Below are 12,506 nucleotides of genomic sequence, written 5' to 3'. Positions count from 1 at the left end.
AACCACCTCGTAGACTGCTCTTTATTTTCTGTATTTACTCTTTAATCTATTTTTCTTGTTTAATTGCAGAATATCCAAAAACGAGGTCACTATTTTGAAGCGTGATAGGTATACTATCTACCCATTTTATTTGATTGGTAGTTATCTATGGCTGTAGTTCCTGAAAATCCTTTTGTGCTGGTTGACGGCTCTTCGTACTTATATCGTGCATTCTTCTCTCTCCACACTTAACTAACTCTGCTGGTGAAGCGACTGGTGCTGTGTATGGTGTGGTTAACATGCTGCAAAGTTTGTTAAAGCAATTTAGCCCAACACACATAGTGGTAGTGTTTGATGCAAAAGGAAAAACCTTCCGTGATGACATGTATGCAGAATACAAAGCAAACAGACCAAGCATGCCCGATGATTTACGAAGTCAAATTGAGCCTTTACATGCAGTTATCAAAGCGATGGGGTTACCAATATTAACGGTACCTGGTGTAGAAGCCGATGACGTTATTGGTACATTAGCCTTACAAGCGAGTAAAAAAGGGATTAAAACCCTGATCAGTACTGGCGATAAAGACATGGCGCAGTTAGTTGATGAGAATACTTATCTGATCAATACCATGACTGATACTGTACTTGATGTGCCTGGTGTGAATGAAAAATTTGGTATTCCACCGGAAATGATCATCGATTACTTAGCGTTAATGGGTGATAAGGTTGATAATATTCCTGGTGTACCTGGCGTTGGCGAAAAAACTGCTTTAGCAATGTTACAAGGTCTAGGTAACATGGATACCATCTATGAAAACCTAGATAAATTAGCGCCATTAGGCTTCCGTGGTAGTAAAACCATGGCCAAAAAGATGCAAGAAAATGAAGCCATGGCTCGTTTATCCTATCAACTTGCTACGATTAAATTAGATGTGGAATTAGAAGTAGGTCATGATGATTTTAAACCAATTCCACAAGACACTGATGAGCTGATTAAGTTATTTGGTAAGCTTGAATTTAAACGTTGGTTAGCCGCCTTATTATCGGGCGATAACTTAGTGGCTAAAGCCTCTTCAGGCCAAGAAAGCCAAGCTAACCCTGCCTTTGTTGCTGCCAAATCCATGGTTGACCGCGATAGTTACAAAACTATCTACACAAAAGGTCAATTACTGCAGTGGATTAAGAAATTAAAACAAGCGGATATCTTTGCTTTTGACACTGAAACAACTAGCTTAGATTACATGCAAGCTAAGATTGTCGGTTTATCTTTTGCGATTCAAACCAATGTTGGCGAGGAAGCTGACCCAATCATTGAAGCGGCATACTTGCCATTAACACACGATTATATCGATGCACCTGCACAGTTAGATTTAACTGACACATTGGCTTTATTAGAGCCAGTTTTATCATCAGAAGAGTACAAAAAAGTAGGTCAAAATTTAAAGTATGACCGCAGTGTATTACTGAATCACGGTATTACGCTAGGCGGTATTGCTTTTGATACTATGCTCGAATCCTATGTGTTAGATAGTACAGGTAAGCATGATATGGATACCTTAGCGCTAAAATACCTAGGCCATAAATGTATTAGCTTTGAAGATATTGCGGGTAAAGGTAAAAAACAGCTGACCTTTAATCAAATTGTAATTAAAGAAGCCGCACCTTATGCTGCTGAAGATGCTGATATCACGTTACGTTTGCACCTTGAATTACAAAGCCGCTTACAGGATACGCCTGAGTTATTAACTGTATTGAATGAGATTGAGATGCCGTTATTAACCGTACTTTCAGATATTGAAAGAGGTGGTGTTGAAATTGATAGCGAATTATTAAAAGTACAGAGTACTGAAATTGCGAAGCGTTTATTAGAGTTAGAAGAGCTAGCTTACGAAGAAGCAGGTAAACCGTTTAACTTAAGCTCGCCAAAACAGTTACAAACGATTCTATTTGAAGAATTAAACATTCCGGTGATCAAGAAAACACCAAAAGGTGCTCCTTCAACAGCGGAAGAAGTATTGCAGGAGTTAGCGCTTACTTACCCATTGCCTAAGTTAATTATAGAGCATCGTGGATTAAGTAAACTGAAATCAACGTATACAGATAAGCTACCATTAATGGTTAATGAAGAAACAGGTCGTCTTCATACTTCATACCATCAAGCGGTGACAGTGACAGGTCGTTTATCATCAAGCGATCCAAATTTACAAAACATTCCAATTCGTAGCAGTGAAGGTCGTCGTATTCGCCAAGCTTTTATTGCGCAACCTAAGTTATAAGATTGTGGCTGCCGATTACAGCCAAATTGAATTACGTATTATGGCGCATTTATCGCAAGATGAAGGTTTATTAACGGCATTCTCAACGGGTAAAGATATCCATAAAGCAACGGCCGCTGAAGTTTTCTCAGTTTCACTTGATGATGTCACTGTAGACCAACGCCGTAGCGCTAAAGCAATTAACTTTGGTTTAATTTACGGCATGAGCGCTTTTGGTTTAGCCAAGCAATTAAATATTGGTCGCCAAGAAGCACAAACCTATATGGACCGTTACTTTAGCCGTTACCCAGCTGTGTTAACTTACATGGAAGACACGCGTTTATTAGCGAATGAAAAAGCTTATGTAGAAACGATTTTTGGTCGTCGTCTACAGTTGCCTAACATTAACGCTAAAAACGGTATGTTAAAGAAAGCAGCGGAACGTGCAGCTATTAATGCACCAATGCAAGGTACAGCTGCTGATATCATCAAAAAAGCGATGATTGATATGGCAGAGTGGGTAAAACAGAAGCCACAGGGGAGCGTACAAATCTTAATGCAAGTGCACGATGAATTGGTGTTTGCAATTAAAGAAGAGCTTGTTGAAACTTACACAAAAGAGATTCAAGCGATTATGGCTGGTGCTGCTAAGTTAGACGTACCATTGATTGCTGATGCAGATGTTGGCGATAATTGGGATGAAGCTCATTAAACTAACAAATTGGTTTTGCTTAATTTGTGAACTAATTATAAATTGTCATGACTAATTACTGAAGATAGCGATTTCATAACATCTTCCCTGTTTCCCTCAATATGTATCCGTGTATTGAGGGTTTTTTTACCTTATGAAACACAACTCTCGCACACACCGTGCGCTTCTAATACTTTATTAGTGATATTAAACCCAAATTGCGATGCTTTATTTGAAAAAGCGTCATCAATGCTAGGATCACTCAGTTCAATCACACACTTACATTTATCACAAATCAATAGCTGCATAGGGTGTTCGCAACCAAGGTGACAGCACATCAAATAAGCATTCAAAGACTCAATGCGATGAATAAAGTGGTTTTCTAGTAAGAATTCTAGAGCACGATAGATAGTGGGGGCTTAGCTTTACTGTCAGTTTTTTGTAACTGTTCTAACAACTCATAGGCAGTAATTGCACCTTGGTGTTCAGCCATCAATGTAAACACTTGTTGGCGAACTGGAGTAAAGCGTACATTGTTTGACTTACAAATGTCGATCGCACGAGCGAGTAAAGGATGAGACATAATAACTACTTCTATCGGTAAAATTAGTCATCATAATAACATAGCGTTAGCAGATTGAAGTACTCAATTCGGATGTTAATTGACCTACTTCTTTTTTAATAATGAAGCGCTTAGGATTTATCTACAGTGCTGTCGGTGTTGCTTGGCTAATCACCGGGTGATGGTAGTGACCTGCACGTTGAATTGTTTGCGTTGGTGTTTCTCCAAATAACTCTTTGTAATAAGCATTAAAAGTACTGATATGAAAGAAGCCAAAGTTCAACGCAAGGTCGGCAATGCTATGTTGATTATCTTCACTTAATAAAACTCTTCTTATCTCATTCAAACGACAATCTCTAATATACTGAATAGGAGAAACGCCAAAGCCTTGCTCAAAACAATATTGTAATGTTCTACGACTGACATTGCTGATTTGACATAACTCAGTGATGGTAAGAGGGTAGTTACCTGTTTCTTGAATATATTCAGTGATATCAGTGATCACTCGTTGTGCTGTTTGTTGAGAAACACTCACCTGATGTTGTTGGTATTCGGTTTGGGTTAATAAGTCAGCCACCTTTGAAGTGATTAGCGGTGTTAAATGCTTTACTCGCTCAGGGGTTTTATTATCGAGTAAATGCATACTGCCAGTGGGCGAGTTGTTGTTGCCTAATAGTAAGCTGATCAGTTTCGCTAATTCGTAACTCACATAAGGGGTTGCTTTAGAAACTTGTAAGTGTGTACTTTTATTTTGCCAAAGGTCGTAATCAGCCCCGATCATTTCAGTATCTAAACTATGTTTATTGATCACTAGCCCATAAATATGGAAGTCAGGCGGTGTGATTAACTCAAATTCAATTCCTGAAGGGCGTGTCATTATTTGCCCTGCTAACACGTCACTATTATTGATTTTAGGGCGTTGTGTTTGTAAGGAAAAACCTAACCATAAATTATCGTCTTTTACACAACACTGTTGTTGTAAGGTGCGATTAGTAAACTCTTCAAAAAAGTGTACGCCCCCTAATGTTAATTCATCTAAGTATCCGCTAAATAAACCATTGCTATGTTGGTTATAGCGCTGTTCCCATTGTCGTAAACTTTCTGCCTGTTGATTAACATCAAAGGTAAAGGATTTGCACCGCTCTAGTGCAGAGGTGGTATTAACTTGGTGCTGCTTGGGAAATGTCATTTTACCGCCTCCTTTTTAACTGCATTAATATGATGCGGTTTTTATTTAACTTGTTGTTTTATATTTGTTTTTTTGTTGCGCAATTGCGTTATTTAGTTGGAACACTCTTCGCAACTACTACTTTATATTGAGTGCAAAGTTTGCGCCTAATTTTATTTTGAGGTACTAGAAATGTCCAATTATCGCTATCAGCTTGGTAGTCACCTTTATCAATTTGAGAGTTTAGCAGACTTAATGGCTAAGGCTTCCCCAATGCGATCCGGTGACCAGTTAGCTGGAGTAGCAGCATTATCTGCAGAACAACGTGCCGTCGCACAAATGTTATTGGCTGAGTTACCATTAAAAACCTTTCTTCAAGAAATGCTTATCCCCTATGAGCAAGATGAAATAACTCGACTGATTATCGATGAGCATGATGCGACTGCTTTTTCTGAAATATCGCACCTTACTGTGGGTGACTTTCGCAATTGGTTATTACAAGAGAGTACTACAGAGGCAGATTTTGCACGCATTCGTGCTGGTTTAACGCCTGAAATGGTGGCTGCAGTGAGTAAAATCATGCGTAACCAAGACCTTATTTTAGTGGCGAAAAAGTGCAACATCATTACTCAATTTAGAAATACCATCGGTTTGCCTGGTCACTTATCAACACGCTTACAACCTAATCACCCTACCGATGATGTCAGCGGCATCGCGGCGACGATTTTTGATGGACTGATGTACGGCAATGGTGATGCTGTATTAGGGATTAATCCTGCTACAGATAGTGTTTCACAGGCTGTGAAATTAATGAAGTTGATGGATGATGTGATTCAGAATTATGAGATCCCAACACAATCTTGTGTATTAACGCATGTAACAAATACCATCGAAGCGATTGAACTTGGTGCACCTGTTGATCTGGTTTTTCAATCTATTGGTGGCACTGAAGCAACTAACCAAGGCTTTGGCGTTAACCTTAATGTGTTAGATGAAGCCCATCAAGCAGCCCTTGAACTCAAGCGTGGCACTGTGGGTGATAACCTGATGTATTTTGAGACTGGACAAGGTAGTGCGTTATCTGCCAATGGTCATCACGGTGTTGATCAGCAAACCTGTGAAACACGCGCTTATGCAGTTGCACGTAAATTTAAACCATTACTCGTTAATACAGTGGTTGGTTTTATTGGCCCAGAATACTTGTTTGATGGAAAACAGATTATCCGTGCTGGATTAGAAGATCATTTCTGTGGGAAATTATTAGGCTTACCAATGGGGTGTGATATCTGTTACACCAATCATGCCTATGCAGATCAGAACGATATGGATAATTTACTGACCCTATTAGGAGTTGCTGAATGTTCTTTCATCATGGGCATTCCAGGCTCTGATGATATTATGTTGAATTACCAGACTACCTCTTTTCACGATGCCTTATATGCGCGCCAAGCATTAGGGTTACGTCCTGCGCCTGAGTTTGACCAGTGGCTTAAAAAGATGCAAATCTCCCCTGAAAATAATGCGACTCAGTTAAGTAATACGCTACCAGATAGCTTTGCTAAACCTCTGAATCTGATTAAGGAGTTGTCATGAGCAAACCTAATTCAACGGATCAGGCAAAACATTCACATAGTGTCCACCAAGACCCTTGGGCTAAGTTACGTCAATTCACTGATGCACGTATAGGTCTGGGACGTGCAGGAACTAGCTTACCAACCTCAGAGCTATTACGTTTTCAGCTCTCTCACGCACAGGCGATTGATGCTGTTCATGTTCCTTTGGATGTCGATAAATTATCCGAACAATTTGAGTGCTCATCAGTACTTTCTTCTTATTTACCGATACAACGTTTACATAGTAAGGCGGCTGATCGTATGGAGTATCTGCAACGTCCTGATTTAGGTCGTCAGTTAGATAAACCTTCTATTGAGCGTTTAGAAGCACTTAGTGGTGAAGCTTATGATCTGGTATTTGTGTTAGCCGATGGTTTGTCCTCCTATGCCATTAGTCATCATGCTAAAGCTTTCGTTGAACTGTTTATTCGTCGCTTACAAGAAGAATCTCCTCAACCATTAAAAATTGCCCCTATCTGTGTAGTGCAACAAGGGCGAGTCGCCGTTGGTGATGATGTCTGCGAGGCGTTAAATGCTAAGCAAGTGGTATTACTGATTGGTGAACGTCCTGGATTGAGTTCGCCTGACAGTATGGGATTGTATTTAACTTGGGGGCACAACGCGGCATGGAAGACTCGATGCGTAATTGCATTTCAAATATAAGACCTGAAGGGCTTAAATATCAGGCGGCAGTACATAAGAGTATTTATTTACTTAATGAGTCTCGTCGACTGTCTTTAACTGGTGTGAACTTAAAAGACAGATCCGAAGATTCATTAATAGAAACAGAGCAAACACAGCATTTTAGCTTGACCAATTTACCTTCAAGCGATGATAAAAGTTAGCACCAACCTATGCTTACAAAACATAACAACAAACATTTAATTATAATAATTTAACTACTAAAAAAGGAAGTACTACTATGTCTACTAATCAAGAATATCTTGCTCAAAGGCAATTAAAAAAAGGAGCAGCTGGATGGATCTTGCTTGCAGGTTTGGGGGTTTCATACGTTATCTCTGGTGATTTTGCAGGGTGGAACTTTGGTATCGCCCAAGCTGGGTGGGGTGGTTTTGTTATCGCCGCTGTATTAATGGGCGTGATGTACTTAACACTAGTATTATCTTTAGCTGAAATGTCAGCTGCAATACCAGCGGCAGGTGGCGGTTACAGTTTTGCTCGCCAAGCAATGGGACCGGCTGGTGGTTATCTCACCGGGTTAGCAGTATTGATTGAATATACATTGGCACCTGCTGCGATTGTTATCTTTATTGGATCATCAGTGAACGAGCTTTTAGGTTTTGATGGACCGATTGTTTATGCTTTGTTTTATCTAGCCTTTATCGGTATTCATATCTTTGGTGCTGGTGAAGCGTTAAAAGTGATGATGGTGATCAGTGCATTAGCGGTATTAGCGATTATTGCTACAGGCGTGGTGTTATTACCTGAGTTTGATACAAATAACTTATTTGATATTGAACCATTAATTGGTGGGACTGACTTCTTACCAATGGGTTATTACGGTGTGTGGGCTGCATTGCCTTTTGCAATGTGGTTATTCCTTGCTGTTGAAGGTGTACCGCTAGCCGCTGAAGAAGCAAAAGATCCAGCGAAAGATGTACCAAAAGGCATTATCGCTGCCATGATCTTCTTATTATGTACTGCAATATTAGTCGTTGTATTAGTAGCTGGCGCTGCTGGAGCACAAGTGACTGCAGGTAGTGCGGTACCATTAGTTGATGCCCTAAATATGACAGGTAACCCAAATGTTGCGACTATGGTTAATGTATTAGGTTTAGCGGGTTTAATTGCTTCATTCTTCTCAATTATCTACGGTTACAGCCGTTTAGTGTTTGCACTGTCTCGTGCAGGTTACTTGCCACAAAAACTATCATTAACCAGTAAACGTAAAGTACCTGTTCGTTCACTTATATTTCCTGGCATTTTAGGGTTTTTATTATCGTTAACAGGTGAAGGCGATTTAATGCTGTCAATGGCAGTGGTTGGTGCAACGGTTTCTTATGCCATGATGTCAGGTAGTCATATCTTATTACGCATCAAACAACCGGGTTTAGCACGTCCATATAAAACACCAGGTGGTGTGGTCACGTCTGGTATCTCGTTTGTATTATCACTAGTCGCATTAACCGGTGTGTATGCTTACGACGTAAGAGCGTTCTACTTCACGCTAGTTTTATTTGTAATCGGTATGCTGTATTACGCATTTATTGGTCGTAATAACCTCGTTGCTAAGTCTGCTGAAGAAGAGTTCGCGTTATTATCTCAAGCTGAAAATGAATTAGCCGCTAGTTAATGCTTCTCATATTGCTTTAATATTCAAAAACCCACCACTTTTGGTGGGTTTTTTTGATCTTTCTGTACTTATACCAATCATAGTAAGTAACTGATCTATTTTACTTGTTAAAACAACTTATTTTTTCGTTGTAAGTTTCGCATAGGGAACAACCATTTACATCAACTTACGCCTCAAACTAAGCCATTTTTCCGGCGCAAAATTTAGAACAGTTATTTAATACAATTGGTATTAGCCTAACTATTTCCACCTTCACTTATTATAAAGTAATTATAAATAGGTATTAGTTTGCGGTTAATTTCATCAAAATAAGGTGATTTTTTGCACGTAAATGATCTATGCCTCATTTTTTACCGTATGGTTCCGCTCTTTTGCACCATTATAAAAATAGAACGATATAAGTAAGGTAAAACAATGAATAAAGTAAATAGGGTCAACCAGGTTTTTTCAAGAATTTTAATATTATTATTCGTTGAATCTATTGTAATGGCGTTTGTGTATGGAACTTACTTAGAAGCTATTTTGATAGGTTTACCTGCGATGTTAGTACCATTATGGTTTATGAAAAGTATTCCTGACGCCGCTTTAACGAAACACGCCTCTGCTATAGCGGCTATGATTTTTGCATGTTTGCATATTCATCAAATGAACGGCTTGATTGAAGTGCATTTTGAGATTTTTATCTTAATGGCAATATTGATTATTTTCAGTGATTGGAAGGTCTTTATTTCAGGCACCTTATTAGTTGCGGTACATCATTTATCATTTTATTTTATGCAAGTTAATGGAGCTAATATATACGTTTTTGACCAAGATCGGCTGTTCTTTTCAACGGTGATTATTCATGCTGCTTATGCGGTGATTGAAGCTATTATCGCCGGTTGTATTGCTAAGGTGTTATATGATGATAGCCAAGTCGGAAAAGAGCTATCAAGAGTGACTGAGATATTAACGGAAGATGAACAATCTATTGATTTAAAAGTAAGAACTGATACCAATGGGAATATTATCTTAGGCGGATTTAACGATCTTTTATCGGTACTTGATAATGTTGTTAGTAGTGTAAAAATACAGGCGCAAGAGTTTATCGTCAACTCTGAAAAATTAACTTCTGCTAAAACAGACCTAGCATTTTCTGCTAATAACAGACAAGCCGAGACCGAAAAATATCGCCTCTTCAGTAGAAGAGATGGCAGTAACGGTTGGTTCAATTGCACAGGATACATCAACACTCAGCAATCAGATGAAAGAGGTTGCAGAGGCTGCGCAAACGGCAAATGTTTATATTGAAGAAATCAATGTGAAAAATGCTGAGCTCGCTGGGTCATTGAATAAAACGAGCACTGAAATCAATGCATTAGCTGACTCAAGTGATATTATTGCTGGGGTGTTGTCTGAAATTACCGGCATTGCTGATCAAACAAATTTACTCGCTTTAAATGCAGCGATAGAAGCCGCTCGTGCAGGTGAGCAAGGTAGAGGGTTTGCAGTAGTAGCGGATGAAGTGAGAGCGTTAGCAAATCGCACCAAAGAGAGCACTGAAAAAGTGAATGAAACGCTTGCCAAGTTGGTGACACACTCCCATTCATCCACGCAATCTATGGCGCAATGTATTGATGCTGTCGAATTAGTTATTGATGTAGCAGCTCAGGCCAGTAGAGAGATTGCTCACTCAACAGATTTAGCTTCATTATCTAGCGAAGTTGCTGATTCAGTGGCTGCAGCGGTAGAAGAACAATCAGTTGCAACGAACGATATCGCGCAAAGTACAGAAAGAGTGAGCTCTCTAAGTAAAGGTGATACTGCTAAAGTTGACATATTGGCACAAGAAGCCGCGAAGATATCTCAATCTGTTTTATTATTAGAGTCAAACATTGCCCGTTTCAAGTAGTAAGGTTAAGCCTGCACATTATATTATCTGTGGCATATGGTTAGTGCTCACTATCGCTGCTGCAATCTATTTTATAAATGGCCGTTTAGCTGATTTCGATCCAGAGCAAACGCTAAGCGGTACCGATCCTGTTTCATGGATGCAAAAAATAAGGGAAATAGATCAGCTCAAAGACCAAGATTTAAGCAATACTATTGTCCACTTCACTAGTCAAAATTGCTCATGTACTCAATACAGCGACAATCATAAAGGTGAAATTAACCAACGAGCAAGTGTAGAAGGCTTTAACGTTATTAATGTCATTGTATCTGAAAAAGTAGCCCCCTTAGTTCCTTCGACACCCGCCATTTTAATCACCGATCAAAAACAAAAGCTACTCTACTTTGGTCCTTATTCTGCTGGTTTAGCCTGTAGCGCTTCGAATGGCTATGTGGAAACGGTATTGGGTAATTATGCGAAAGGTTATAGTGCGAGCTTAATGGTGAATGATACTAGTGGTTGTTATTGCCATCTTTAGATAACCTTCAATATGACGATTAAAACTAAAATTTCAGGAGGTTGAAGTTTTATTGCTAATTGATCATTATGTTTGTACCAACAACCTAATAATAAAAACATCATGAACCGTTTTTCACCCTCAATAATTGCTCATATAAACAAGTTATGATGAAGGCTAGCCATGAACAAATTAAATATAGATAAGTTAATCGATCATTTCCCACTGCTCAAAACGTTAATTGCATTACAGCCTGTTAGTTGGTTTAACCCTGAAATTACACCTGTTGAACAAGGTATAAAGCAGGTCGGACTTAATCAGTTGGATATACAGCAAGCCAGTGACCGCTTAGCTCGATTTTCGAGTTACTTGAGGAAGGCTTTCCCTGATACGGCTAAAAACGACGGTATTATTGAATCTGAAATCATCGATATCGAAAAGATGAAGCAGCAATTGCAGCTTGACTATGGCAAGCCATTAGTTGGGCGCTTGATGTTGAAAAAGGATAGCCATTTACCCATTGCCGGTTCTATTAAAGCACGTGGTGGTATCTATGAGGTGTTAACTCATGCTGAAAAATTAGCGATACAAGCTGGTTTGTTAAAAGAGGAAGATGATTATGGCAAGTTGTATTCTGAATCCTTTAAGCAGTTTTTTAGCCAATACCGCATTGCTGTTGGCTCTACGGGGAACTTAGGCTTATCTATTGGTATTATCAGCGCTAAGTTAGGGTTTTCTGTCTCGGTACATATGTCTGCCGATGCACGCCAGTGGAAAAAAGATAAACTACGATCGCATGGTGTTAATGTCGTTGAATATGAGCAAGATTACGGTGTTGCGGTGGAGCAAGGGAGAAAAGAAGCTGAGCATGATGCTAATTGTTTCTTTATCGATGATGAAAATTCACAAACATTGTTCCTAGGTTACTCGGTGGCTGGCCAGCGTTTGCTTAAACAGTTTAATGACTTGCAGATCAAGGTCGACCAAGATCATCCTTTATTTGTTTACCTACCTTGTGGCGTTGGTGGTGGGCCCGGTGGAGTAACCTTTGGATTAAAAGCAGCCTTTGGTGACCATGTACATTGTATCTTTGCTGAGCCAACTCATTCCCCTTGTATGTTATTAGGTGTGCATACTGGTTTACATGATCAAATATCGGTACAAGATATCGGCATTGATAATGTCACCGCAGCTGATGGTTTAGCAGTAGGGCGCGCATCGGGATTTGTTGGTCGCTCAATGCAAGGTTTAATAGATGGGTATTACACACTTACCGATCAAACCATGTATAACTACCTGGGTAAAATGGCTCGCTTAGAAGGTTTACAACTAGAGCCTTCAGCGGTGGCTGGGGTAATCGGTCCGATGATCGTGTCTGAGAATAGTGAGTATTTACAAAGACTAAACTTAGAACATCATAAAATGGTTAATGCCACGCATTTAATATGGGCTACTGGCGGTAGCATGGTGCCTGAACAAGAGATGCAAGATTATATCGCGAAGAGTGTTCGTTAGTATTTAGGGTATAAAAAAACCG

Annotated in this window: 9 protein-coding genes and 2 pseudogenes; 8 read left to right on the top strand and 3 right to left on the bottom strand. The window is 39.5% G+C overall.

Annotation, left to right across the window (positions count from 1 at the left end; genetic code table 11):
* Positions 1 to 147: 147 nt before the first annotated feature.
* Positions 148 to 2,946 (top strand): annotated as a pseudogene (gene polA, locus ACLKL2_RS11530) (DNA polymerase I).
* A gap of 131 nt (positions 2,947 to 3,077) precedes the next feature.
* Here the strand turns inward: polA and ACLKL2_RS11525 are convergent.
* The 3 genes from ACLKL2_RS11525 to ACLKL2_RS11515 form a co-directional block, all read right to left on the bottom strand.
* Entirely contained in the window at positions 3,078 to 3,278 is a 201-nt protein-coding gene (locus ACLKL2_RS11525; RefSeq protein ID WP_413691781.1) for a hypothetical protein, read from the bottom strand.
* A gap of 41 nt (positions 3,279 to 3,319) precedes the next feature.
* Entirely contained in the window at positions 3,320 to 3,508 is a 189-nt protein-coding gene (locus tag ACLKL2_RS11520) for a hypothetical protein (RefSeq protein ID WP_413691780.1), read from the bottom strand.
* Between the two features lie 121 nt (positions 3,509 to 3,629).
* Complete coding sequence (locus ACLKL2_RS11515; RefSeq protein ID WP_413691779.1) at positions 3,630 to 4,676, bottom strand: helix-turn-helix domain-containing protein; 1,047 nt, start codon at positions 4,674 to 4,676, stop codon at positions 3,630 to 3,632.
* A 171-nt stretch (positions 4,677 to 4,847) separates the two neighbouring features.
* Between ACLKL2_RS11515 and ACLKL2_RS11510 the strand changes: the two genes are divergently transcribed.
* The 7 genes and pseudogenes from ACLKL2_RS11510 to ACLKL2_RS11480 all read left to right on the top strand — a co-directional run bounded on the left by ACLKL2_RS11510 (position 4,848) and on the right by ACLKL2_RS11480 (position 12,484).
* Positions 4,848 to 6,248, top strand: coding sequence for an ethanolamine ammonia-lyase subunit EutB (locus ACLKL2_RS11510; RefSeq protein WP_413691778.1), 1,401 nt, complete (start codon positions 4,848 to 4,850; stop codon positions 6,246 to 6,248).
* Positions 6,245 to 7,113: pseudogene (gene eutC, locus ACLKL2_RS11505) on the top strand (ethanolamine ammonia-lyase subunit EutC). The gene ACLKL2_RS11510 and the pseudogene eutC overlap by 4 nt, the downstream one beginning before the upstream one ends.
* Positions 7,114 to 7,190: 77 nt before the next feature.
* Complete coding sequence (gene eat, locus ACLKL2_RS11500; protein ID WP_413691777.1) at positions 7,191 to 8,582, top strand: ethanolamine permease; 1,392 nt, start codon at positions 7,191 to 7,193, stop codon at positions 8,580 to 8,582.
* A gap of 414 nt (positions 8,583 to 8,996) precedes the next feature.
* Positions 8,997 to 9,872, top strand: a complete 876-nt coding sequence (locus tag ACLKL2_RS11495) for a hypothetical protein (RefSeq protein ID WP_413691776.1) — start codon at positions 8,997 to 8,999, stop codon at positions 9,870 to 9,872.
* Complete coding sequence (locus ACLKL2_RS11490; RefSeq protein ID WP_413691775.1) at positions 9,826 to 10,473, top strand: methyl-accepting chemotaxis protein; 648 nt, start codon at positions 9,826 to 9,828, stop codon at positions 10,471 to 10,473. The genes ACLKL2_RS11495 and ACLKL2_RS11490 overlap by 47 nt, the downstream gene beginning before the upstream one ends.
* Positions 10,457 to 10,990 carry a DUF6436 domain-containing protein gene (locus ACLKL2_RS11485; RefSeq protein WP_413691774.1) on the top strand — a complete coding sequence of 178 codons (534 nt, stop codon included), beginning with the start codon at positions 10,457 to 10,459 and terminating at the stop codon, positions 10,988 to 10,990. Before ACLKL2_RS11490 ends, ACLKL2_RS11485 begins: the two co-directional genes overlap by 17 nt.
* Positions 10,991 to 11,152: 162 nt before the next feature.
* The gene (locus ACLKL2_RS11480; protein ID WP_413691773.1) at positions 11,153 to 12,484 is read left to right on the top strand and encodes a D-serine ammonia-lyase; all 1,332 of its coding nucleotides are present in this window, start codon (positions 11,153 to 11,155) and stop codon (positions 12,482 to 12,484) included.
* Positions 12,485 to 12,506: the final 22 nt, after the last annotated feature.

It is taken from the genome of Psychromonas sp. KJ10-2, assembly GCF_047323255.1.
Classification (GTDB): Bacteria; Pseudomonadota; Gammaproteobacteria; order Enterobacterales; family Psychromonadaceae; genus Psychromonas.
Note: the sequence above shows the minus strand (reverse complement) of the source record. Positions and strands in the feature narration are given on the sequence as shown.

Coding starts and splice junctions, on each gene's coding strand:
- ACLKL2_RS11520 (WP_413691780.1), bottom strand. CDS start 3,508: ATGTCTCATCCTTTACTCGCTCGTGCGATCGACATTTGTAAGTCAAAC.
- ACLKL2_RS11515 (WP_413691779.1), bottom strand. CDS start 4,676: ATGACATTTCCCAAGCAGCACCAAGTTAATACCACCTCTGCACTAGAG.
- ACLKL2_RS11510 (WP_413691778.1), top strand. CDS start 4,848: ATGTCCAATTATCGCTATCAGCTTGGTAGTCACCTTTATCAATTTGAG.
- eat (WP_413691777.1), top strand. CDS start 7,191: ATGTCTACTAATCAAGAATATCTTGCTCAAAGGCAATTAAAAAAAGGA.
- ACLKL2_RS11495 (WP_413691776.1), top strand. CDS start 8,997: ATGAATAAAGTAAATAGGGTCAACCAGGTTTTTTCAAGAATTTTAATA.
- ACLKL2_RS11490 (WP_413691775.1), top strand. CDS start 9,826: ATGAAAGAGGTTGCAGAGGCTGCGCAAACGGCAAATGTTTATATTGAA.
- ACLKL2_RS11480 (WP_413691773.1), top strand. CDS start 11,153: ATGAACAAATTAAATATAGATAAGTTAATCGATCATTTCCCACTGCTC.